This is a genomic window from Mameliella sp. AT18, from assembly GCF_028807275.1.
Lineage (GTDB): Bacteria > Pseudomonadota > Alphaproteobacteria > Rhodobacterales > Rhodobacteraceae > Antarctobacter > Antarctobacter albus.
Window position 1 is genome coordinate 22,673 of the sequence record NZ_JARAMO010000077.1, and the last position, 21,021, is coordinate 43,693.

The following is a 21,021-nucleotide window of genomic DNA, read 5'->3' on the forward strand; positions in this document are numbered from 1 at the left end:
TGTTGCGGTCAGGCTAAATCGATGCGTGCCCACGCAGGATGGGGTAGATCCCCCAATCCATCCGCACCGATGGAACACCGGCCCGGTGCACACCGCAAGACAATGACGCCGCCTAAAGCCCCGACGTCGGCGCGATCAGTCCTTCGCGCAACGCGTAAGCGATCAACTGGGCCACCGAATGCACGTCCAGTTTCTGCATCAGGTTGGTCCGGTGGCGGTCGACGGTCTTGGCGCTGATCCCCAGGATCTGGGCGATTTCCTTGTTCGATCGTCCGGCCACGACCAGGTTCAGCACCTGCCGCTCGCGTTCCGACAAGTCCGGAACCTCCGGCGCCTCTTCCAGCATCCTGCGGAACACCTCGGAGACGTGACGCCTGCCCCTCAGGATGCCGGGCAAGGCGCCAAAGAGTTCATCGTTGTCCTCGCCCTTGGCAAACAGCCCGTCGACGCCGCAAGAGACCAGTTCCCCGATCTTGCCCGGCGACGTGACCCCGCTCAGCACGACGACGCGTGTTTCAGGCGACCAGCGCCGCGCCTCGATCAGGACCTCCAGCCCACCCGCCAGCGGCATCTGCACGTCCAGCAGCAACAGCGACGGCCGGTGCTGCCGGATCGCGGCGATGGCGCTGAGCCCGTCGGCGGCCTCGGCCACCACCTTGATGCCTGCCGGCTCGACAAGGCCGGGGCTTTCCAGTGCGGCGCGCAGGCCGGACCGGACAATCGCGTGATCGTCCGCTACAACGGCTTGGAAACGGGGCTCTGACATTCGTATGCTCCGCTTGGGGCGCAGGGAGAGGACAACGTGCGGTCAGTCTTAGCACTTTTCCTGGCCTGTTCGATGCTTTTGATCCTGGCCCCGCCGCTGTGCGCAGAGGCGCCGCCGACGCTGGTCCTGGACCCAGAGACACCCGGCGTCGAGATCGGGGACAAGATGCGCTTTGCCCCCGCGACGGGCGACACGCTGGCCAGCCTTGCGGATCGCCATGCGGCGGGCCACCTGTCGTCCTCCTTTGCCGAGACCGTCGCAAAGCTGCGGCCCTACCAACCGCTCTGGGCCGTCGTCGAAGTCCAGAACGGCGCCCCAGCGGACGGGCGGCCGCCAGACGACTGGGTGCTGGCCTCGGACATATACGGATTGATCGCGCTGGACGTTGTGCTGGTGCGGCTGGGGGCCGAGACGGACCAATTGCTGGCGCATGACATCCGCAAGCCCTTTGCCCCCGGGGATTACACCGTCACCCGGGTTGTCAGCCGCCCCTTCGAGCTGCGCCCGCAAGAGCGCGCGCTGCTGCTGGTACGCATGGTCCACGGCACGGTAGAGGCGCTGGACCTCAGTCTGGAACGGGGCGCCTATGCAAGAGCCAAGGGATTTGCCAGCGGGCTGTCGCTGGCCGGGTTCTATGCCTTTCTCCTGTCCTGCCTCGCCATTTTCGCGGTGTTCAGCGCCATGATGCGGGCGGGGACGGGATTTGCCTACGCCGGACTTCTGCTGCTGGGTCTGGTCTTTGTCGCCTATCTCGACAGCTTCCTGTTTCGCTGGCTCTACCCCGCGCGCCCGGACCTGCATCTGCCTGTCGGACTGGTCCTGCTGCTGGGGATCACCGCGCTGGGGTTCCTGGCCGCCCTCCTGTCCCTGCGTCTGCCCGGTTCGGAGCCCGCCGTCCGGTGGGGGCTGGGGTCCGGAGCCCTGGCCGCGCTGGCCGCAATCCTCGCCGTTCCCTTCGCACCGCCCGAGATCATGGCGCCGCTGGCCTACGTGCTGTTGGCCGCGATGCTGGTCGCGCAGGTCTTTGCCGTCTTCCAATGGGAGGGCGCAGGCGACAGGATGCGCCCGATCCTGCGGCTGATCCCTCTGATCGCGCTGATCGGACTCGGCGGTGTCACTGCCCTAGCCCTGGCGCGCAGCCAGGCCGGGGGGCTGTCGATCCCATGGACGATCAAGGGCACCTACGCGACGCTGGCGCTGGGGATCATGGCCGGCCTCTCCGCCGGACTGATCGACATGCGCCGCGCCCACGCCGCGGCCCTGGCCCGCGAAATGGAGGCCGTCCGCAAAGAGGCCGGGGCCATGCGCGACCTGCTGGAGGCGGAACGGAATTATGCCCGCATGCGGGACCTTGCGGACAGCCGCCGGATGCAGATGGCCAGCATGTCGCATGACATTCGCCAACCGCTGAGCGCACTGCGCCTCTCGATCGAGCGCATGGCCCGGGAGGCCCCCCAGGACACGCGCGATCACCTGCGCGAGGCCTTTGACTATATCCAGACACTGACCGGCGGACAGCTGGACGTGGCCCGCGACGAGGTCCGGGCAGAGGCAGAAGATGAAACCGCCCCCTACCCCCTGTCACTGGTGCAGGAGGCGGTCGGCCAGATGTTTCGGGACGAGGCCCGGGCCAAGGGACTGGACCTGCGGATCGTGCCCAGCACGGAGGAGGTGCGGGTTCCCGCGCTGCACCTGATGCGCATCCTGTCGAACCTCGTGTCGAACGCGGTCAAGTATACACATGGAGGGGCCGTTCTTGTGGGTGTTCGGCGGCAGGGGGACAATCTGGCGCTGCAGGTTCTGGACAGCGGTCCGGGCATGACCGAGGATGTGTTGGCAAGAAACATGAAGGCCTGGCAGAGCGGCACCGACAGCAAGGGGCACGGGCTGGGGCTGGCCATCTGCCACCAGCTGGCGCAGCAGAACGGGCTTGTCCTGCGGGCACGGTCGCGAGTCGGCAAGGGCACGGCCTTTACGCTGGACATACTACCGGAGGCACGATCATGAGACACGGCCTGGCATCCGCCCTACTGACCATCTTTCTCCTGTCCGCGCTGCCGGTCTGCGCGCAGACAGTGGTCCCGGGCGCTGGTCCGGTCAGCCAGGGCGAGGTGGATGCCTTTGTCCGGGCCGATGCCGACAGGGACGGTTTTCTGAGCTTTGCCGAGTTCCGCGTCTTTGTTCGTCTCATGGCGGCCTCGGGCCAGTCGACGGCAATTACGATCCGCAATTTCGGCGCCTATCGCCTTGCCTTTCGCAGGGTGGATGCCAATCGCGACGGGCGGACCAGCCCGGGTGAGCTGCGGCGGGCGGACGACGGGTTTCGCGCCGAAGGCGGCTAGGCCCCAAGACGGGCGTGTGAATGGGGGATTAGCCCCATGCCTACGCGCGCAGGCGGGGTCTAGGCTGCAGGCACCCTTCAAGGGCATCGCCCAAAGCCGCAGAGGTTTCCCCAGATGCGTCCATGCCTGACTGCCGCGCTTATCGGCGCAGTCCTGTCACAGCTTGCACCGACGGCTTTGCCGGCAGAGCCGCTGCCCGTCGCACCGGCCCCTTTCGAAGAGCCGCAAGAGGTTCTGGTCAGCGGCCAATATGCGGCGGAATCGCCCGAAGGGCGCCGCCTGGTGGTGACCATTCAGATGGTCACGCCGGACCTCATCACGCTGCAAAGGCACAGTTATTCCTCGATCCCGGTAACCTTTCGCAGGGTGGACGAGGACGTGTTCCGCGACCGGCAGGGGAATAGCCTGTCGTTGCAAGGCCCCACGCGCCTTACCTGGACAGACCCCACCCAGGAGACCAGCGTAACCTTCCAACGAGAGGCGCGATAGGAGACTTGTAGGTCTAGCTTGCAGCACGCAGCGGCGGCTGCTGGTGGCACGGCCAGGCCCTCTCTCCGGTGTCGCGGGCCCGAATGCGCCAGGCCTCGACCAGGGCGCGCGCCTCGCGGACACCAAGCGCCCGACCGCAGGGCTGCGCCGCCGGGTGCTGTTCCAGCGCCGCTTCCTCGACCCCCAGCGCGCGCGACAGCTTGCGCCGATCCGCCTTGTCCAGCGTGCGCAGGCTGCGTTCCCCGATCAGCATGGATTCCGCCGGGATGCCCTCTGCGACCAGCAACATATGCTGTTCCGTTACCACGTGGATGTAGGTCACGGGACGGTCCGCCTGTCGAAGACGTACCTGCGGCAGGCCGGTGAACCCCTTGGCCGGGCCAAGCAACGGCTCCGGCCCGTGCGGATCAGTGCCGGGAATGCAGATACGGTGCTGGGGTGAGACCTTGATCCGGCGATGCGGCAGCCCCTCGCCGAAGGCGCCCGGTTCGATCACCACCGGCTGCTGCCCGGCGGCGGGCGACAGGTGACGGGAGCGCAGGGTCGTTGCGACCGTCCCGACCGCCCCCCTGTAGTCCAGCACCTTGGCCCCGGGCCCAAGATCCTGCACCGGAACCGGCCCGCGTGGTGTCAGGATATGTGTGTCGGGGCAAAAGCAGATCGTCCCGGTCACGTTCAGGTCGTAGCCGGTCTGGTCAACCGACAGGACCACGGCGATTGACGACAGCAGGTTCGGCGGACCCTCGGGGTAGACCAGCAGTTTTTCCCCGGTCTCGGTGTCCTTCATCACCAGGACATCGACCGATGTGCCGGTCGGGACAATCAACCCCAACAGATCGACACCAGGCTGTGCCGTGCCCGATCCCATCATTTCCACGGTGCGGCCATCCAGCGTCATCTGCTCGCCCACGTAAAGCTTGCCGTCATTGTCCTCCAGCGTGGCGGGGCTGGAGGTGGTGCCGACATCGCTGAGCAGCAGGGTCTGGTTTTCGGAAAAGAAGTTCGCGGACAGCAGGGCGAAGTTCAGCACCTGGTATTGAAGCGAGTAGGACATGCGTCGCGACCTTTCCTGACGTGCCCCCGGACGGGTCCGGGGCGGACGGAAGAGACGATGCGCGAAGACCGTTGTCATTCGGTTAAACCGCAACCGGACAAGGGAACCCGGGGCGCACGCCTGCGCACCCCGGGCCTGCCCGAAAGGTCTGTTCCGCTTTTTGCGGCTGAACGGTGGGGCGGAACAGGATTTCGTTCACGTCCACGTTCGCCGGTTGCGAGATGGCAAAGGCCACCAAGTCCGACATGGTCGATGCGAGCACCGCGATGTCTGGCACGAATGCGTCGAGCCCCGGGGGGATCACCATCACCCGGATGTTGTGCGGCTTGACCTCTTGCCACAGCCCTTGGGACAGCGACCGGACCGCGTGTTCCATCGCACAGCAAACCGCGCCTGTGGCAATGGTGATATGGCCATAGACAGAGGCCATGCAGGGCAGCGCGGCGGACACACCATAAAGCGTGCCCTTAAGGTTCACGTCGATCATCTGGTTCCGCTCAATGACCTTCTGCGCCTCGATCGTCGACAGCGGCATCAGGCCCGCGTTGTTGAACAGCCGTCGATCCGGCCAAAGCTGTCGACCGCCGCCTTGACCAGCGCCTGCATGTCCTCAAGCCGGGTCACGTCGGTCTCGACGGCGATGGCCTCGCCACCCGCGGCCTTGATGTCGGCGACGATTGCGTCGTGGCGGTCCTTGCGGCGCGCGCCCAGGACAAGCTTGGCGCCCTTGGCGGCCAGGACGCGGGCAGTGGCCTCACCCATGCCACTGGAGGCGCCGATGATGACCAGGCCTTTGCCGGTGATTTTGTCAGTCATTGCCTGTTTCCTTTGCATGACAGCACCCCTGCGGCGCGGCGCATGGCCGTCCGGTTCGGGCAATTTCGATGTTCAGGGATGGATCAGTCGTCGGCTTCGATCCGCACGGCGATCTTGCCCGGGTGTTTCAGGGCGTCGAACGCGCCGTCGAACTGTCCCAGCCGCACCAACCCGCGAGAGTCCGAAAGGGGTGCGGTGAAGATGGCCAGGTTCTTCCTAGGCGCGTATTGGGTGATGTCGCCCGCCTTGGGTTCATAGCTGGGCAGAGCATCGGACGCGTCGAGCCTGCGGCCCAGGTCGGCCACCTTCTCGATGCCGTGGTAGTCCGACAGCACGAGGTCCAGCGGCAGCATGGCCAGCAGGGCGGCGATGATGATCCGGTGCATTGTTCGTGCTCCCTTTCGATGCTCCGGATATAACGCCTTGCCTGCAGGAAAGAATGCACATGATTTTCCTGTCGCCCATGAGCCGCGCTCATGAATGAAATGGGCGGTTTCCCGCCCCCCCCTCATGAACCAGGCGAAATCATGTTTCGCGAGCGGCAGGCTGCGGATCCGCCGCCCGGTCAGCCGCGCCACGGCGTTGACGATGGCCTGGCCGTGACCTGGGGCGACCATGTGACGGATGCCGAATATGGCGAATAAGACACGCGCTCTGCTGCGCGGGCCTCATCGGGGCCACGCTGTTTCCGCTGGCCGCCAGTGTCTCGGACACCGTGCTGGAGGGGCTCGATTACCCCTGGGACATCGAAGCGCACGGCGGGATATTCTACATCACCGAAAAGGCGGGCATGCTGGGCCTGTTCGACGGGACACGCTTTGCCCGCCTGCCGGTCATCACCAGCGCGCCGATCCTGGACGATCGCGGCGGTGGCCTGATGGGGCTGGCATTGCGTCCGGACTTTGAGGAAACCGGACGGGCGTTTCTCTATCACCACACCGGCACGCCGGAGGCGCGGTCAAACCGGGTGATCGAGGTCGTGCGCGACGGCGACAGGTGGCGCGAGACGCGCGTGCTGCTGGACGATATCCCCGGCCATCCGCTGTACAACGGCGGGCGCGTGGCCTTCGGCCCGGAGGGATGCTCTATGTCACGACGGGCTGGACAGAGAACCGCCAGCGCCCGCAGGACATGGACAGCCTGGCGGGCAAGATCCTGCGCCTGACGCTGGATGGAGAAAACCCGGCAAACAATCCCTTTCCCGGCTCGCCGGTCTATTCGCTGGGACATCGCAATCCGCAGGGGCTCGCCTGGGGCGCAGACGGTCAACTTTATGCCGCCGAACACGGGCAATCCTGCCATGACGAGGTCAGCCGGATCGACGCCGGCCAGAACTACGGCTGGCCGGTGATCCAGGGCGACGAAGGCCGCGAGGGAATGCAAGGCCCGCTGGTCCATTCCGGGCGCAACACCTGGGCACCCTCGGGCCTGACCTGGGACGGGGAACGCCTGCTGCTGGCCGGTCTTCGGGCCGGAGGGATCGTTGCGGTCTCGCCAGAGGGCGGCACGGCGCGCGCCTACCCGGTCGATCAGCGTATCCGCGATGTCGTCGTGGTCGGCGACCAGGTCTTTGCCATCACCAGCAACCGCTCGCCGCGTCGCGACGGGGCCTCGGACGACCGGATGATCCGGCTGTCGAAATAGGCCTGCACACTCCATCGCCCCCATGAACGGGGTGCATATATCATGAGGGGGATCCCGTGAACTTCGACACACAAACACCGGACTCCCTCATGATCCGCGAGAAAATCAACGACCTGATCGCCTTTGCCGCCGTCGCGGAAGAGCGCAGTTGCACCCGCGCCGCCGCGCGGCTGAGCGTGTCGCAATCGGCGCTCAACGAAACCCGGAACGAGCCCACGGGCACCCTGCGCATCGTCGCGGCGGAATACGCCATCGAGTCGATCCTCTGGCCGAAACTGTCACCAGTGCTGAAGAAATACCCGTCGGTGAACGTCGAACTGGTGATGGAATACGAATACACCGACCTCGCCCAGGCGCATTGCGACGCGGGCGTACGCTATGGCGACCAGGTGGCCGAGGGGATGATCGCGATGCGCATCGGCCCCGATGAGCGCATGATCTGCGTCGGCGCCCCCCCGATTTCAAGGCCCCTGGCCTGCCGGACGAGCCCGGAGAGCTGACCGAACACGCCTGCATCAACCTGCTGCTGTCGAACCACGGCGCGCTTTACGCCTGGGAGTTCGAGGACGACGAAGGCAAGGACATCCAGGTCAAGGTGTCGGGCCAGACGACCTTCAACACGATCAACTCGGTCCTGCGCGCAGCCTGCGACGGGCATGGTCTGGCGCTGGTTCCGGAACGGCTGGCCCGCCCCACCTGGACGCGGGCGGCCTGCAAACCCGCCTGGACGCGTTCTGCCCCTCCTTCCCCGGCTTCCATCTCTATTATCCCAGCCGCCAGCGCTCTTCCTCGGCCTTCGAGGTCGTGCTGGAGGCGCTGCGCGAAAAGGCCTGAGGATTGATGAGGCGCAGTCATGAGTGCAGTGATTCAATGCGGCATTAAGATCGCAGGCAGTGGCACCACCTGTTCGGGGTAACGCTGAACAGGAAGGTTGTTCCATGAAGACGACCCTTGCCGCCTCTGCCCTTGCGCTGATGAGCACCGCCGCCACCGCCCAGGACTTGGCGACGACGCTGCCCGACGCCGTGCGCCTTGTCGCCCCGCGCTGAACGCCTACAGCAACGACGAGCTGTTCGGCACGGTCTGGGCGGGCGAGGAACTGGGCCAGCGGGACCGCGCGCTGGTGACGTTTGCGGCGCTCATGACCCGGCACGAAACCGAAGACCTGGGCGCGTTCGCGGCCCTTGCCCTGGACGCGGGCGTGACCCCGGCGGAACTGTCCGAGACAATCACGCACCTTGCCTTTTACACCGGCTGGGGCAATGCCACCGCAGCCGCGCGCGCATAGGCCCCGGTGTTCGAGGCCCGTGGCGTTGCCGCCGAAGACCTGCCCGTCGCCGATCCGGACCTGCTGCCCCTGAACGAAGAAGCCGCAGCCGCGCACCAGAGCTTTGTGCAGGGCACCTATGGCGAAACCAGCAAGGGCGTGGTCGACTACACGGAGCAACTGTTTTTCCTCGACCTCTGGCTGCGCCCGGACCTGGCACCGCGCGACCGCAGCATGGTGACCGTCGCCGCGCTGATCGCGGCAGGCCAGCCCGACCAGATGAGCTTTCACCTCAACCGCGCGATGGACAACGGGCTGACGCAGGAAGAGGCAGGGGGCGTCCTGGCGCACCTGGCCTTCTACGCGGGCTGGCCCCATGTCTTCTCGGCCATGCCGGTGGCCAAGGCGGTCTTCGAGAACCGCGCGGACTGACCTGCAAGGGGCGGGCCTGATGGCCCAACCAAGGAGCCAGAAGATGAAGATCGCGATTCTGGGATCCGGCCTGATGGGGGCAGTATTGGGCCCTGTCTGGGCACAGGCGGGGCACGCGGTGACGTTCCGCTATGCCCGCAGCGCGGACAAGCTGGCGCGCCTTGCCGACGAGACCGGCGGCGCCCATGCGCCGGTGTCCCAGGCGGTGCAACAGGCGGAGGCGATCCTGCTGTCCGTGCACTGGTCGCGCATCGACGATGTGCTGTCACAGGCTGGCGATCTGGCGGGCAAGCTGGTGCTGAATTGCTGCGTGCCGCTGGACGAGGCCAACGAGACCCTTGTTCTTGGGCCCTACACCTCTGGTGCCGAGGAACTGGCGCGGATGCGCCCGCAAGCCCGCTGGGTCAGCTGATTCAACTCGGCACCGTCCGAAAGCTTCGCGCCGATCCTTGCACGCAAGGGACAGGCCCCCGCCCCGCACCTGCTGACCTATGGTGACGACACTCAGGCGAAACGTCAGGCGGGCCAGTCGATCCGCGATGCCGGGTTCGAGCCGCTGGACGCCGGAGGGTTGCGCACCGGGCGCTATGCCGAGCCCTTCGCGATGGTCACAGCCGTCCTGGCCTATGACCAGCCGGACGGCCCGGCCCTGAGCTACCGTTTCACGAAACTGGACCGCTACTCCCTGTGCCGCCAAGGGTCCCCCGGCGGGAATCTGCGACCGCGCATCATCACCCGTTCATTTTGGTCTGCACCGGGCCTTTTTTTGGTTAACTGAGACGGGCAAAGCTGACTATGGTCCCGGCAGGGGTCCTTGGCCGCCGATGCTTTGGCCCGAATGCATCATAGCCTTTGAAAGTTGAAACATGTCACAGACCACCTCCGCCACCAAAGCACGCTCTCACCTGGCAGCAGGGGCCAAGCTGGTCGGGGACCTGACGATCCCGGGTCACTTCGAGCTGGTCGGCCATGCCGACGGGCGCATCCGGGCGGATGGAATCACCATCGAGGCCGGCGGCTCTGCCGTCGGAGAGCTGCGCGCCGACACGATCGTCGTGACCGGCAAGTTCGAGGGCCAGATCCTGGGCGGCGACGTCAAGCTGAGCGCGGGCGCGCAGGTGTCCGGAGAAATTTCCTACACCACCTTGACCATCGAGAGCGGCGCCAACGTGAACTGCAGCTTCTCGCGGGTCGGCAGCCAGGGCTGAGGCAAACGGCCTTCGCGGGCCGCCTGACAGCGGGAGCGCGCCACGATGGACAAGCTTTCCGTCATGCAAGCCTTTCGCCGCATCGTCGAGCGCGGCAGTTTTGCCCGTGCCGCCGAGGACCTTGGCGTCTCACCCGCGCTGCTCAGCCGGGAGATCAAGCTGCTGGAGGAAAGCCTGGGCAGCACGCTGCTGACACGGACCACTCGGTCGATGTCGCTGACCGATGCCGGGCGCCTGTACTACGATGAAACCAGCGGCATCCTGGATGCCGTGACCCATGTCGAAACCCGCATACGCGACGGCGCCGGAGCGGTACGGGGGCATCTCAGGGTGAATGCCTCGTCCTCTTTCGGGCAAGCGGTCATCGCGCCTTTCCTGCCCGATTTCCTGAACACCTATCCCGATCTCAAGCTGACCCTGTCGCTGGACGACCGCGTGGTCGATATGGTCGAGGGCGGCTTCGACGTTTCGATCCGCATTCGCTCGGCCATGCCGGATTCCGCCCTTGTCGCGCGCAAGCTGGGCACGATCCGGCAAAGGATCTTTGCCGCGCCCGCCTACCTGGAACGGGCCGGGACGCCAAAGGCCCCCGAAGAGATCCCAGGTCACCGGGTCGTAGGTTTCCTGCTGGCCAATCACCTGAACAGTTGGACCCTGCACGGCGCGGGCGGCACCCGGACCGTCGACCTGGACCCGCCGGTGCGTGTCGGCAACAGCCTGGTCCTGCGAGACCTGCTGATCGCGGGCCACGGCATCGGCACCCTGCCCGATTTCGTATCAGACGTGCCGGAAGCACGCGGGGAACTGGTACGTATTCTGCCCGACTGGGAACTGCCCGCGCCGGATATTTTCGCGGTCACCGCCTCTCGGCTTGGGATGGACGCGCGGGTAACGGCCTTTCTCGACCACCTGGGCGCGGCGCTGCGGGGCTGACATTCTTCAACCAGCGTAAAGAATGATTTGCGCGCGGGCCGGTTATTCCGGCGCCCGCTTTCCACGATCTTCGAGGGCATCACCATTCCAAGCCCAAGAGGATCCCCATGACCCGTGTTCTTGTTCTCTACTATTCCAGCTATGGCCATGTCCGCGCCCTGGCACAGGCCGAGGCAGACGGCGCCCGCAGCGTGCCCGGCACCCATGTCGACCTGCGCCGTGTGCCCGAAACCGTCCCCGAGGAGATCCGACGCAAGGCCGGGTTCGTCGAGGATGACACGCCCCTGGCCACGCCCGCCGACCTTGAGGCCTACGACGCCATCCTGTTCGGCACGCCGACCCTGTTCGGCATGATGGCCGGTCAGATGAAGAGCTTTCTGGACCAGGCGGGCGGCCTCTGGGCGCGCAATGCGCTGGTCGGCAAGGTCGCGGGTGTCTTTGCCTCCACCGGCTCGCAGCACGGCGGCCACGAGGCGACATTGCTGTCCTTCCAGATCCCGCTGCAGCACTTCGGAATGCTGATCGCCGGGATGCCCTATACCTTTACTGGTCAAACCACCGCCGATCACATCATCGGCGGCGCCCCCTACGGCGCCGGGACCATCGCCGGGGCCGACGGATCGCGCACGCCCACGGAAACCGACCTCTCCGGGGCGCGGTTCCAGGGGGCCCACGTGGCCCGGATCGCCGCGCGCCTGGCCGGTGCCGACCGGCAAGGCGAGGCCGCGTGATGCCCACCCTGACCATTGACTTCTTCCATGACGTCGTCTGCTGCTGGTGCTTCAACATCTCGTCGCGGATGCGCGCGATTGCCGAAGAGTTCGACCTGACGATCCGGCACCGCAGCTTTGTCCTGCAGGACAGCCGTGCCGAGATGGCCGCTCGCTGGGGCACGCCACAGGCGGCGCGGGAAACGATCCTGGGCCATTGGATGGCCTGTCGGCAGGTCAGCGACCAACCCGGACTGATCGACATCGAGGCAATGCGCGCCGCCTCTTTCGACTATCCCCACGGCCTGACCGCCGCGCTGGGATGCAAGGCGGCTGAACGGCTGGACGGACAGGAGGGGCACTGGCGGATGTTCGACCACCTGCAACGCGCCCATCTGTCAGAAGCCCGAGACATCTCTGATCCCGAAACGGTCCTGCAGGTCGCGCGTGACGCCGGATTCGAGGCGGCGGGTTTTGCCCGGCACCTCGACGACCCCGACACCGCAAGCGCCGTCGAGGCCGACCGCCAGGTCGCCCGCGCGCTGCAAGTCCGTTGCATCCCCGCGCTCATCATCCGCGACACGGGCGCCCGCCTGGTCAATGGCCCGACAGAGGACCTGGCCGCGCAGATCCGCGCCGCGCAGCAGATCCTGGCCTGAAGGGAGCCGCCCATGCGTTTCCACCTTTTCCGCCGCAATCCCCGGTCGCCGGAGTTGCGCGATCTTCCTCCCCACCTCTTGCGCGACATCGGGCTGCCGCCCTGCCCGTTTCGCCCGCCGCATCCCTTTGACCGCCCCTGGTGAGCCGCCTACAAGGAAGCCCAACATGTCACGTACCACCGATATTTTCCTGACCGCGCTTGCCCCGGCAATCTGGGGCAGCACCTATCTTGTCACGACCGAGGCCCTGCCGGACGGGTATCCCGTCACGCTTGCCGCGCTGCGCGCCCTGCCCGCCGGTCTGCTTCTGCTGGCAGTCACGCGTTGCCTGCCGCCACGCGCCTGGCTGGGCCGGACCTTTTTGCTGGGCAGTTTCAACTTTGCCCTGTTCTGGGTGCTGCTCTTCGTGGCCGCCTACCGTCTGCCCGGCGGAGTCGCCGCGACGCTGGGCGCTGTTCAGACCATGATCGTCATTTTGATGGCACGGGGCTGGCTGGGGACGCCCATCCGGGCCGGGGCGGTCGCCGCCTCGGCGGCGGGGGTCCTGGGCGTGGCCCTGCTGCTGATCGGCCCCGAGGCCCGGCTGGACCCGGTCGGCGTGGCAGCGGGTCTTGGCGGCGCGGCCTCGATGGCGGCGGGCACCGTGCTGAGCCGCAAGTGGCAGCCGCCTGTTTCCGCGCTCAGCTTTACCGCCTGGCAACTGACGGCGGGCGGGCTGATCCTGCTGCCGCTCGCGCTGATCGTCGAGCCACCGCTGCCCCCGCTGACCGCCACCAACCTTGCCGGGTTGACCTGGCTGGGCCTGATCGGGGCCGCCGCGACTTATGTGATCTGGTTCCGGGGCGTTGCGCGGATCGAACCCGGGGCCATCTCGATGCTGTCGCTGATGAGTCCACTGACCGCCGTGATCCTGGGCTGGGCCTGGCTGGGACAGGCCCTGACCCCAGTGCAGGCGGTCGGCGCCATGATCGTCCTGGGCTCTGTCTGGGCCGGGCAACGCGCCAATCGTCCAAGCGCCGCACCCGCTGTCGCGCCGATCCCGGCGGGGGTGAAACCACCAGCCTGAGGGCCGCCCGCGTCTCGACCCGAAAGTGCTAAATCCCCTGGGCCCCGGCATCGACCGGGGCCCTTTTGTTTTTGGCCAAGGCAGTCCCGGGCGCGGGTTGAACCCGCGTGGATACAAGCGTATACATGTGAACACATCATGATCATGGACAGGCACATGGAGCATACGGACAACAAGGCCAGGCAGGCCGCCGACCCCTACAGCCGGATCGTGGCCGAAATCCGCAAGGGCTCGATCCGTCCGGGCGACAGGCTGATCGAAACCGAGCTGGCGGCGAAATACGGGGTCTCTCGGACCCCGGTCCGGGAAGCCGTGCACAGGCTGGAGGCCGACGGCCTGGTGACACATGTCCCGCGCAGCGGACTGGTGGTGCGCCAGCTGGATTACGCGGAGATCACAGAGCTTTACGCCATGCGCGCGGTCCTTGAAGGTACGGCGGCGCGCTTTGCCGCGCGCTCCGTCTCGGAGGTCGAGATGGCAGAACTGGCCACCATCAACGAAGAGATGCGCGACGCCGAGCAGATCGGCGCCGCCTACGAGGCCAACGCCCAGTTTCACCGCGTTGTCCTGAATGCCGCCCGCAACCGGTTCCTGATCCGCGCGGTCGAGGCGGTGCAGAAGACCCTGCTGATCCTCGGTCGTTCAACCCTGGCCGAGGACACCCGGTTCGAAAAGGCCGTGGCCGAACACGAGGCGATCCTGCAGGCCTTGCGCGCGCGGGACGAGGACGGGGCCGAGCGGCTGATGCGGGATCACATCGAGGCGGCGCTGCAGGTCCGCCTGCGGCAATACCGACGGGAGGTGACGGAATGAGCGGGATCGAAAAAGCCGGCTGGGACGTGATCGTGGCAGGCGGCGGCAATGCCGCGCTTTGCGCCGCGATCGAGGCCGCCGAGGCCGGCGCGCGCGTGCTGGTCCTGGAAGGTGCACCAAAGGATTATCGCGGCGGCAACTCTCGCCACACCCGCAACTTTCGCTGCATGCATCGCGGTCCCTTGTCTGTCCTGACCGACAGCTACGGCGAAGACGAGTATTTCGACGACCTCATCCGCGTCACCAAGGGAGAGACGGACGAAGGGCTGGCCCGCCTCGCGATCCGGCAGTCCGAGGATTGCCTGCCCTGGATGGAACGCCACGGCGTGCGCTTTCAGCCCTCCCTGTCGGGCACCCTGTCGCTGAGCCGGACCAACGCCTTTTTCCTGGGCGGCGGCAAGGCGTTGGTGAATGCCTACTACAACACGCTGGAGGATCTGGGCGTGACCGTCCGATACGAGGCCCAGGTGACCCATGTGCATATCGCGGACGGGCAATTCGAGGCGCTGGACGTCACGCTGGACGGCGAGAGCCTGCGGATCCCGGGCCGGGCGCTGGTGCTGGCGTCGGGCGGGTTCCAGTCGGACATCGACTGGCTGGCGCGGGCATGGGGCCCTTCGGCGCGCAACTTCCTGATCCGGGGCACGCGCTACAATCGCGGTGTCGTGCTGGCCGATATGCTGGACCAGGGCGCCGAAAGCGTTGGCGATCCGACGCAATGTCACGCCGTGGCCATCGACGGGCGGGCGCCGAAATACGACGGCGGGATCGTCACCCGGCTGGACTGTGTGCCTTTTTCCATCGTCGTCAACCGCGACGGCGACAGGTTCTATGACGAGGGTGAGGACGTCTGGCCGAAACGTTACGCGATTTGGGGCCGGCTGGTGGCCGCGCAGCCCGACCAGGTGGCCTACTCGATCATCGACTCGCGCTCTGTCGAACTGTTCATGCCCTCGGTCTTTCCGCCGGAAAAGGCCGATACCATCGCCGGACTGGCCGACAAGCTGGGCCTGTCTGCCGACAAGCTGACCCAGACGGTCGAGGCCTTCAACGCCGCCTGCGGCGAGGGGGCATTTTCGCCCCAGGAACTGGACGGGCTGGCGACAGAAGGGGTGGAGCCGCCCAAGACGAACTGGGCCCGCCCCATCGCCGAGCCGCCCTTCTACGGCTATTCCCTGCGCCCCGGCGTGACCTTCACCTACCTGGGCCTGAAGGTGGACGAAACCGCCCGCGTCAGCGGGCCGGATGGGCGCTATGCCAACATCTGGGCCGCCGGAGAGATGATGGCCGGTTCGATCCTGGGACAGGGCTATCTTGCCGGGTTCGGCATGACCATCGGAACCGTCTTCGGACGTATCGCAGGACAGGAGGCCGCCGCCCATGTCGTTTGACGCCGCCACGCAATCCCCCTCGACCGACACGATCGCAGAGGCCCGCCGCCAGGTCGAGATCTGCAACGCCTGCCGCTATTGCGAAGGGTTCTGCGATGCCTTCCCGGCAATGTTCGCAGAACGGGTTTTTGGCGACGGGGACATCGTGCAGATCGCGAACCTCTGCCACAATTGCCGAGGTTGCTACTACTCGTGCCAATACACCGAACCGCATGAATTCGCGCTGAACCTGCCGCAGGCGCTGGCCGATGTGCGGGTCGACAGCTGGGATCGCTACGGCTGGCCCGGCGGGCTTGGGGCATTGTTCCAAAGGCGCGGGGTCGCGCTGTCGACCGCGCTGGTTGCGGGGATCGCGCTGCTGTTCCTGGCACAGGCCATGCTGACCCCGGCAAACGGCGAAGGGTTCTACGCGGTGCTGTCCCACACGGTCATGGTGGCGATCTTTCTGCCCGCCTTCCTCTTTCCGCTGGTCGTGTTGGCGATGGGCCTGCGCAGCTACTGGCGGGACGTTGGCGGGGCGCCCGTCCGCTGGGTGCATCTGCGCCGCGCCGCTCTGCGCGCCGGACAGTTGAAGAACCTCGACGGCGGCCAGGGACAGGGCTGCAACTTTGAAAAGGGCGACCGCTACAGCCAGGCCCGGCGCCATGCCCACCAGGCGACCTTCTGGGGCTTCCTGCTGTGTTTCGCCTCCACCTCTTCGGGCACGCTAATGCATTATCTGCTGGGGCTCGAGGCACCTTATGGCCTGCTCAGCCTGCCAAAGCTGCTGGGCGTCCCGGGTGGGCTGCTCCTGACGCTGGGCGCCTTCGGTCTGGCGGGGCTGAAGCTGAAGGCCGATCCGCAGCTTGGGGCGCAGAGGGCCTGGGGCGGCGAGATGGCCTTTGTGCTGCTGCTGGGACTGACCGGCCTGACCGGGCTGATCCTCTATGCGGTCAGCGGCACCGGCGCGGTGCCCGCCTTGCTGGCCCTGCACCTGGGCGCGGTGCTGACATTGTTCCTGACCACGCCCTATTCGAAGATGGCGCATGCGTTCTACCGGTTCGCGGCCCTTGTCCGCGACGCGCAGCAACGGCAGGCCTGAGGGGGCCTGCCCCTCAGATCGGCCAGAACAGCAACAGGGCCGGGATCGACACCGCAATCACCAGAACCTCCAGCGGCAGGCCCATGCGCCAGTAGTCGGAAAACCGATAGCCGCCGGGGCCAAGTATGATGGTGTTGTTCTTGTGCCCGATGGGCGTGAGAAAGGCGCAGGAGGCCGCAACCGCGACCGCCATCAGGAAGGTGTCCGGGTTGGCGTCCAGCGTTCTGGCAATCGACAGGCCGATGGGCGCGGCGATCAGTGTCGTCGCGACATTGTTCAGGAAATCGGACATGGTCATCGTGACCAGCATCAGAACCGCAAGGCTGACCCAGGGCGCGCTGTCCGCCGTCAGGACCAGGATCTGACCGGCCAGCAATTCCGCGCCTCCGGTCCTTTCGAAGGCTTCGGCCAGCGGGATGAGGCTGGCCAGCAGCACGATCACCTTCCATTCGATCGAATTGTAGACCTCGCGCCCGGTGACAAGGCCCAGCAGGAGGAAGGCGATGACCGCCGCTGCCAGCGACACGGCCAGCGGCAACAGGCCGGCCACGGCCAGCCCGACGGCCCCCACGAAAACCGCAATCGACAGGCCGGCCTTGCGGCGCTGGATCACCTCGGTGTGGCGGCCTTCGATGGGCAGGACGCCCAGCCATTCCATGCTGCTTTCGACGTTGCGGGGCGTGCCCAGCAACAGCAGCACGTCCCCCGCCCTGACCCGCAACAGACGGACACGATCCTGAAAACGCCGCCCCTCGCGCGAGACACCCAGCAGTGTGACCGCGTGCCGATGCAGCAGGCCGAGGCTGCGGGCCGTGTGGCCATTGATGCGCGCATCGTCGGGCACGATGGCCTCGCGCAGGGCCAGACCCGGCGCAAGCACCCCGCCCTCGTGCTGTTCGGAGCCTGCGAACTCCAGCGATGCCTTGCCCATGAAGGCCTCGATGGACTTGGGCTCGCCCTCGACCACCAGGAAATCGCCGGGCTGAAGGGTTTCGCGGCTGGCCAGCCCGGGGCGGCGCTTGCCGTGGCGGATCAGGCCCAGGATGTGAATGTCCGTATCCTCGGCGGTGGGGTACAGGGACAGGACCGTGATGTCCTTTTCACCGGCAGACTCGGCGACCTTGAGTTCGGCGACATAGCGCCCCTTGCGAAAGGCCTGCCCCTGTTCGGCGATCGAGGTGCGCGACGGCAGGAGCCGCCACCCGATGAGCGCGACAAAGACGATGCCCGCGATTGCCACCGTCAGCCCCACCGGCGCGAAATCGAACATCGAGAAGGACTGGCCTAGGACGTCCTGCCGATACTCGGAGATAACGATGTTCGGCGGTGTCCCGATCAGCGTGACCATGCCGCCCAGGATGGTCGCAAAGGACAGCGGCATCAGGCTTTGCCCCGCTGCGCGCTTGGCCTTTTCCGCGGCCTCGACGTCCAGCGGCATCAAGAGCGCCAGCGCCGCCACGTTGTTGATGACCGCTGACAGCACCGCGCCCGCGCTGCCGATGATGGCGATATGCAGCGGCAAGGGGCGTTCCGGGTCGATCACGCGGCTGGCGATCAGTTCCACCGCCCCCGACGAGGACAACCCCCGGCTGACGATCAAGACCAGCGCGATGATGGCCACCGCAGAATGGCCGAAGCCCGAGAACACATCGTCAGAGGGCACCAGCCCAAGGATGGCGCCCAGGGTCAGCGCGCCGAAGGCCACGAGGTCGTAGCGCACACGCCCCCAGACCAGAAGCACGAAGATCACCGCGAAAAGGCCTATGATGAGTGTCTGGTCTTCGGGCATCTGCGGGGCCTCCGGCTTTGTCGGGCACCGCGACGGGCAGGCCCGTCCCGGCACCTGCCACGGTCGTTCCGCGCCAGCCTACCCGCCTCACCATCCGGGCACAATTCCACCCGTGCCGGACCGCCGGCAGGCGCCTGCCGGCTACCCGCCTCTGCGGAGAAACCCCGCCGCCGCCTGCGCCAGCAGGGCCGAGGCGGCCACCCCGTCGATCAACGGGATCGTGGTCCGTTGCGCCAGTTCAGGGGTCAACGGCGCCATGCCAGCGCAGCCCAGGATGGCACAGGCGGCCCCGTCCTCCGCCCGCGCGGCCTCTATCTCGGCCGCGATGCGGGCCACGGTCTCGGGCGCGCCCTTCTCGATGGTCAGCACCGGCAGGCCGCTGGCCCGGACAGAGGCACAAAGACCGCGAAAGCCCGATGTGTCGATGTTCTCGTCGATCACGGGGATCGAGACCGGCAAGGAGGTGACGACTGAAAACCGCAACCCCAGCAACTGTGCCATGACATAGGAGGCCTGTCCGATCCCCAGCACCGGGCAGCCGGCCTGTGCCTGCGCCTCTGCCAGTCCCGTGTCGTCGAAACAGGCGATCACGATGGCATCCGCGCCTTGATCCCGCGCCGGCCCCAGCCGGGCCAGAAGGCCCGGAACGGCGGTTGCGCCGTCCTCGGGGCCTTCGATGGCGGCAGGCCCGTCGCTGTTGGTCATGCCAAAAATCTCTGCCCCGGGCAGGGCGAGCCGCGCCGCCTCGACGATGCCATCCGTCATGGCAGCGGTGGCATTGGGATTGATGTAGGCGATCTTCATACGCCCTTGCCCGCGTCCGATCCCAGCCGCGCGCGGCGCTTGCCCATGACCCAGACGGTCAGCAGGAACAGCCCGATGATGGCAAAGGAGAATACCGTGGTCAGCGTGCCCAGCGCATAGATCACCGGGGTCGTGACGTTGGTCGTCATGCCGAAGATCTCCAACGGCAGCGTGTTGTAGCTGCCCGCCGTCAGCAGCGTGCGCGCAAATTCGTCGTAGCTCAGCGTAAATCCGAAGAGCGCCACCCCGATCAGCGAGGGCGCGATGATCGGCAGCACGACAAAGCGGATCGTCTGCCATGCGCTTGCCCCCTGGTCGCGCGCCGCCTCTTCATAGCTCTGGTCGAAGCGGTTGAAGACGGCGAACATGATCAGCAGGCCAAAGGGCAGCGTCCATGTCAGTTGTGACCCGAAACCGCTGGTGGCCCAGTGCACCTTCAGCCCCAGCTGGTTGAAGATCAGCCCGACGCCCAGCGAAATCAGGATCGACGGGATCACGAGCGAAGTGATGGCCGCGTAGAACACCAGGGCGGAGCCGACAAAGCGCTTGCGGAAGGCCAGACCGGCCATGACCGAGACGACCACCGTCGTCACCATGACCATAAGCCCGAGGCCGAAACTGCGCCGGAAGGCACCCCAGATGTCACCCACCGCCTGTTCCTGGAACAGGTCGCGGAACCAGTGGGTCGAGACCCCGTTCATCGGGAAGGTCAGGCCGCCCCTCGGACCCTGGAAGCTGAGGACACCGATGGTCAGGATCGGCCCGTAGAGGAACAGCACGAACAGGCCGAAGAAGGCGGCGAGCACGTAAAAGCTGCGGGGACGTTTTTCCATTGGATCACAGCTCCTTGCGGATGTTGACGAAGCGCAGCAGGATCGCGATCACGATCAGGACCGTGCACAGAAGAACCACCGCTGTCGCCGCCGCCGAAGGGTATTGCAGCAGCGCGATGTCGTTCGAGATAAGCCGCCCGACGTTGGCGCGCTGCGAGCCGGACATGAAACGCACGGTGATGAAATCGCCCATCACCAGCGTGACGACAAAGATGGTTCCGATCATGATGCCCGGCTTGGTCAGCGGCAGGATCACGTGCACCAGCGTCTGAAAGCCGCTGGCCCCATTGTCGCGCGCCGCCTCCAGCAGGGATTTGTCGATGCGCATCATGGTGTTGAAGATCGGCACCACCATGAACAGCGTATAGAGGTGAACAAAGGCCAGAATGACCGAGAAGTCGGAATAGAGCAGCCATTCCAGCGGCTCGTCGATCACGCCCCAGGAAATCAGCGTCTGGTTGGCGATCCCGTTCCGCCCCAGGAAGGGGATCCAGGAAATCATGCGGATGATGTTCGAGGTCCAGAAGGGGATTGTGCAGACCAGGAACAGCGCGATCTGCATGGTCAGGCTGCGGACATGGAAGGCCAGGAAATAGGCCACGGTAAAGCCGATGGCCAAGGTCAGCGCCCAGGTGATCAGCGCGTATTTCAGCGTCGCGCCGAAGACCTTGTAGGTCACGGGCGATCCGAACAGGAATTCATAGTTGTCGAACTGGAACGCCGGGTAGATCGAGAATTCCGTCGCGCCCCAAAAGCTGACGACGGCGATCATCACGATGGGCGCGATCAGAAAGGCCAACAGCACGACGGACAGGGGCAAGGCCATCAGCCAGCCCAGGACATGCCGGTTCTTGAGAGGGGTCGCAGCCATCTGGCCTCCGCAGGGGTCTGCCCGGATCGGGAATTGGTCAGGATGACCCCCGG

At 66.3% G+C, this 21,021-nt stretch carries 23 protein-coding genes and 2 pseudogenes; 17 read left to right on the forward strand and 8 right to left on the reverse strand.

Going from position 1 to position 21,021, the window contains the following annotated elements; genetic code table 11:
- Nucleotides 1–112: 112 nt before the first annotated feature.
- Complete coding sequence (locus tag PVW46_RS10215; protein WP_069208651.1) at nt 113–766, reverse strand: LuxR C-terminal-related transcriptional regulator; 654 nt, start codon at nt 764–766, stop codon at nt 113–115.
- A gap of 36 nt (nt 767–802) precedes the next feature.
- Between PVW46_RS10215 and PVW46_RS10220 the strand changes: the two genes are divergently transcribed.
- From PVW46_RS10220 to PVW46_RS10230, 3 genes are all read left to right on the forward strand, one after another.
- Complete coding sequence (locus PVW46_RS10220) at nt 803–2,773, forward strand: sensor histidine kinase (protein WP_139132266.1); 1,971 nt, start codon at nt 803–805, stop codon at nt 2,771–2,773.
- The gene (locus PVW46_RS10225; protein WP_069208649.1) at nt 2,770–3,108 is read left to right on the forward strand and encodes an EF-hand domain-containing protein; all 339 of its coding nucleotides are present in this window, start codon (nt 2,770–2,772) and stop codon (nt 3,106–3,108) included. Before PVW46_RS10220 ends, PVW46_RS10225 begins: the two co-directional genes overlap by 4 nt.
- A 114-nt stretch (nt 3,109–3,222) precedes the next feature.
- Entirely contained in the window at nt 3,223–3,597 is a 375-nt protein-coding gene (locus tag PVW46_RS10230; protein ID WP_069208648.1) for a hypothetical protein, read from the forward strand.
- A 13-nt stretch (nt 3,598–3,610) separates the two neighbouring features.
- Here PVW46_RS10230 and PVW46_RS10235 read toward each other — a convergent pair whose 3' ends face one another.
- The 3 genes and pseudogenes from PVW46_RS10235 to PVW46_RS10245 form a co-directional block, all read right to left on the reverse strand.
- Nucleotides 3,611–4,651, reverse strand: a complete 1,041-nt coding sequence (locus PVW46_RS10235; protein ID WP_069208647.1) for a Hint domain-containing protein — start codon at nt 4,649–4,651, stop codon at nt 3,611–3,613.
- An 82-nt stretch (nt 4,652–4,733) separates the two neighbouring features.
- Nucleotides 4,734–5,485 (reverse strand): annotated as a pseudogene (locus PVW46_RS10240) (SDR family oxidoreductase).
- A 65-nt stretch (nt 5,486–5,550) separates the two neighbouring features.
- Nucleotides 5,551–5,853 carry a cyclophilin-like fold protein gene (locus tag PVW46_RS10245; protein WP_069208644.1) on the reverse strand — a complete coding sequence of 101 codons (303 nt, stop codon included), beginning with the start codon at nt 5,851–5,853 and terminating at the stop codon, nt 5,551–5,553.
- A gap of 329 nt (nt 5,854–6,182) precedes the next feature.
- Here PVW46_RS10245 and PVW46_RS10250 point away from each other — a divergent pair.
- The 14 genes and pseudogenes from PVW46_RS10250 to tcuB all read left to right on the forward strand — a co-directional run bounded on the left by PVW46_RS10250 (nt 6,183) and on the right by tcuB (nt 16,671).
- A pseudogene (locus PVW46_RS10250) lies at nt 6,183–7,111 on the forward strand (PQQ-dependent sugar dehydrogenase).
- 89 nt (nt 7,112–7,200) lie between these two features.
- Nucleotides 7,201–7,611, forward strand: coding sequence for a LysR family transcriptional regulator (locus PVW46_RS10255; protein ID WP_274575841.1), 411 nt, complete (start codon nt 7,201–7,203; stop codon nt 7,609–7,611).
- Between the two features lie 599 nt (nt 7,612–8,210).
- Nucleotides 8,211–8,399: a carboxymuconolactone decarboxylase family protein gene (locus PVW46_RS10260; RefSeq protein WP_274575891.1), complete on the forward strand. Its 189-nt coding sequence runs from the start codon at nt 8,211–8,213 to the stop codon at nt 8,397–8,399.
- A 6-nt stretch (nt 8,400–8,405) separates the two neighbouring features.
- Nucleotides 8,406–8,810, forward strand: coding sequence for a carboxymuconolactone decarboxylase family protein (locus tag PVW46_RS10265; RefSeq protein ID WP_274575843.1), 405 nt, complete (start codon nt 8,406–8,408; stop codon nt 8,808–8,810).
- Nucleotides 8,811–8,853: 43 nt separating this feature from the next.
- Nucleotides 8,854–9,222: an NADPH-dependent F420 reductase gene (locus PVW46_RS10270; RefSeq protein ID WP_069208641.1), complete on the forward strand. Its 369-nt coding sequence runs from the start codon at nt 8,854–8,856 to the stop codon at nt 9,220–9,222.
- Between the two features lie 454 nt (nt 9,223–9,676).
- Nucleotides 9,677–10,018, forward strand: coding sequence for a bactofilin family protein (locus PVW46_RS10275; protein ID WP_069208640.1), 342 nt, complete (start codon nt 9,677–9,679; stop codon nt 10,016–10,018).
- Nucleotides 10,019–10,063: 45 nt separating this feature from the next.
- The gene (locus PVW46_RS10280; protein WP_069208639.1) at nt 10,064–10,951 is read left to right on the forward strand and encodes a LysR family transcriptional regulator; all 888 of its coding nucleotides are present in this window, start codon (nt 10,064–10,066) and stop codon (nt 10,949–10,951) included.
- Between the two features lie 107 nt (nt 10,952–11,058).
- Nucleotides 11,059–11,682, forward strand: coding sequence for an NAD(P)H:quinone oxidoreductase (gene wrbA / locus PVW46_RS10285; RefSeq protein WP_069208638.1), 624 nt, complete (start codon nt 11,059–11,061; stop codon nt 11,680–11,682).
- Nucleotides 11,682–12,320, forward strand: a complete 639-nt coding sequence (locus PVW46_RS10290) for a DsbA family oxidoreductase (RefSeq protein ID WP_069208637.1) — start codon at nt 11,682–11,684, stop codon at nt 12,318–12,320. The genes wrbA and PVW46_RS10290 overlap by 1 nt, the downstream gene beginning before the upstream one ends.
- A gap of 12 nt (nt 12,321–12,332) precedes the next feature.
- Nucleotides 12,333–12,464: a hypothetical protein gene (locus PVW46_RS10295; RefSeq protein ID WP_268236898.1), complete on the forward strand. Its 132-nt coding sequence runs from the start codon at nt 12,333–12,335 to the stop codon at nt 12,462–12,464.
- Nucleotides 12,465–12,486: 22 nt separating this feature from the next.
- On the forward strand, nt 12,487–13,386 hold the full coding sequence (locus PVW46_RS10300) for an EamA family transporter (RefSeq protein WP_069208636.1): 900 nt from the start codon (nt 12,487–12,489) through the stop codon (nt 13,384–13,386).
- A 144-nt stretch (nt 13,387–13,530) separates the two neighbouring features.
- The gene (locus PVW46_RS10305; protein ID WP_274575853.1) at nt 13,531–14,199 is read left to right on the forward strand and encodes a GntR family transcriptional regulator; all 669 of its coding nucleotides are present in this window, start codon (nt 13,531–13,533) and stop codon (nt 14,197–14,199) included.
- The gene (gene tcuA / locus PVW46_RS10310) at nt 14,196–15,590 is read left to right on the forward strand and encodes an FAD-dependent tricarballylate dehydrogenase TcuA (protein WP_069208635.1); all 1,395 of its coding nucleotides are present in this window, start codon (nt 14,196–14,198) and stop codon (nt 15,588–15,590) included. Before PVW46_RS10305 ends, tcuA begins: the two co-directional genes overlap by 4 nt.
- Nucleotides 15,580–16,671, forward strand: coding sequence for a tricarballylate utilization 4Fe-4S protein TcuB (gene tcuB, locus PVW46_RS10315; RefSeq protein WP_069208634.1), 1,092 nt, complete (start codon nt 15,580–15,582; stop codon nt 16,669–16,671). The genes tcuA and tcuB overlap by 11 nt, the downstream gene beginning before the upstream one ends.
- A gap of 13 nt (nt 16,672–16,684) precedes the next feature.
- Here the strand turns inward: tcuB and PVW46_RS10320 are convergent, their stop codons facing one another.
- From PVW46_RS10320 to PVW46_RS10335, 4 genes are all read right to left on the reverse strand, one after another.
- Nucleotides 16,685–18,460, reverse strand: a complete 1,776-nt coding sequence (locus PVW46_RS10320) for an SLC13 family permease (protein ID WP_043144837.1) — start codon at nt 18,458–18,460, stop codon at nt 16,685–16,687.
- A gap of 141 nt (nt 18,461–18,601) precedes the next feature.
- Complete coding sequence (locus tag PVW46_RS10325) at nt 18,602–19,264, reverse strand: aspartate/glutamate racemase family protein (protein ID WP_069208633.1); 663 nt, start codon at nt 19,262–19,264, stop codon at nt 18,602–18,604.
- Nucleotides 19,261–20,097 (reverse strand): ABC transporter permease, encoded by an 837-nt coding sequence (locus PVW46_RS10330; protein ID WP_069208632.1) that lies wholly within the window; start codon nt 20,095–20,097, stop codon nt 19,261–19,263. The genes PVW46_RS10325 and PVW46_RS10330 overlap by 4 nt, the downstream gene beginning before the upstream one ends.
- Nucleotides 20,098–20,101: 4 nt before the next feature.
- Entirely contained in the window at nt 20,102–20,968 is an 867-nt protein-coding gene (locus PVW46_RS10335) for an ABC transporter permease (RefSeq protein ID WP_069208631.1), read from the reverse strand.
- Nucleotides 20,969–21,021: the final 53 nt, after the last annotated feature.

Excerpts from the sequence above, each read along its gene's own strand:
- PVW46_RS10215 (WP_069208651.1), bottom strand. The coding sequence starts at position 766 with ATGTCAGAGCCCCGTTTCCAAGCCGTTGTAGCGGACGATCACGCGATT.
- PVW46_RS10225 (WP_069208649.1), top strand. The coding sequence starts at position 2,770 with ATGAGACACGGCCTGGCATCCGCCCTACTGACCATCTTTCTCCTGTCC.
- PVW46_RS10230 (WP_069208648.1), top strand. The coding sequence starts at position 3,223 with ATGCGTCCATGCCTGACTGCCGCGCTTATCGGCGCAGTCCTGTCACAG.
- PVW46_RS10235 (WP_069208647.1), bottom strand. The coding sequence starts at position 4,651 with ATGTCCTACTCGCTTCAATACCAGGTGCTGAACTTCGCCCTGCTGTCC.
- PVW46_RS10245 (WP_069208644.1), bottom strand. The coding sequence starts at position 5,853 with ATGCACCGGATCATCATCGCCGCCCTGCTGGCCATGCTGCCGCTGGAC.
- PVW46_RS10255 (WP_274575841.1), top strand. The coding sequence starts at position 7,201 with ATGATCCGCGAGAAAATCAACGACCTGATCGCCTTTGCCGCCGTCGCG.
- PVW46_RS10270 (WP_069208641.1), top strand. The coding sequence starts at position 8,854 with ATGAAGATCGCGATTCTGGGATCCGGCCTGATGGGGGCAGTATTGGGC.
- PVW46_RS10275 (WP_069208640.1), top strand. The coding sequence starts at position 9,677 with ATGTCACAGACCACCTCCGCCACCAAAGCACGCTCTCACCTGGCAGCA.
- PVW46_RS10280 (WP_069208639.1), top strand. The coding sequence starts at position 10,064 with ATGGACAAGCTTTCCGTCATGCAAGCCTTTCGCCGCATCGTCGAGCGC.
- wrbA (WP_069208638.1), top strand. The coding sequence starts at position 11,059 with ATGACCCGTGTTCTTGTTCTCTACTATTCCAGCTATGGCCATGTCCGC.
- PVW46_RS10290 (WP_069208637.1), top strand. The coding sequence starts at position 11,682 with ATGCCCACCCTGACCATTGACTTCTTCCATGACGTCGTCTGCTGCTGG.
- PVW46_RS10295 (WP_268236898.1), top strand. The coding sequence starts at position 12,333 with ATGCGTTTCCACCTTTTCCGCCGCAATCCCCGGTCGCCGGAGTTGCGC.
- PVW46_RS10300 (WP_069208636.1), top strand. The coding sequence starts at position 12,487 with ATGTCACGTACCACCGATATTTTCCTGACCGCGCTTGCCCCGGCAATC.
- PVW46_RS10305 (WP_274575853.1), top strand. The coding sequence starts at position 13,531 with ATGGACAGGCACATGGAGCATACGGACAACAAGGCCAGGCAGGCCGCC.
- tcuA (WP_069208635.1), top strand. The coding sequence starts at position 14,196 with ATGAGCGGGATCGAAAAAGCCGGCTGGGACGTGATCGTGGCAGGCGGC.
- tcuB (WP_069208634.1), top strand. The coding sequence starts at position 15,580 with ATGTCGTTTGACGCCGCCACGCAATCCCCCTCGACCGACACGATCGCA.
- PVW46_RS10320 (WP_043144837.1), bottom strand. The coding sequence starts at position 18,460 with ATGCCCGAAGACCAGACACTCATCATAGGCCTTTTCGCGGTGATCTTC.
- PVW46_RS10325 (WP_069208633.1), bottom strand. The coding sequence starts at position 19,264 with ATGAAGATCGCCTACATCAATCCCAATGCCACCGCTGCCATGACGGAT.
- PVW46_RS10330 (WP_069208632.1), bottom strand. The coding sequence starts at position 20,097 with ATGGAAAAACGTCCCCGCAGCTTTTACGTGCTCGCCGCCTTCTTCGGC.
- PVW46_RS10335 (WP_069208631.1), bottom strand. The coding sequence starts at position 20,968 with ATGGCTGCGACCCCTCTCAAGAACCGGCATGTCCTGGGCTGGCTGATG.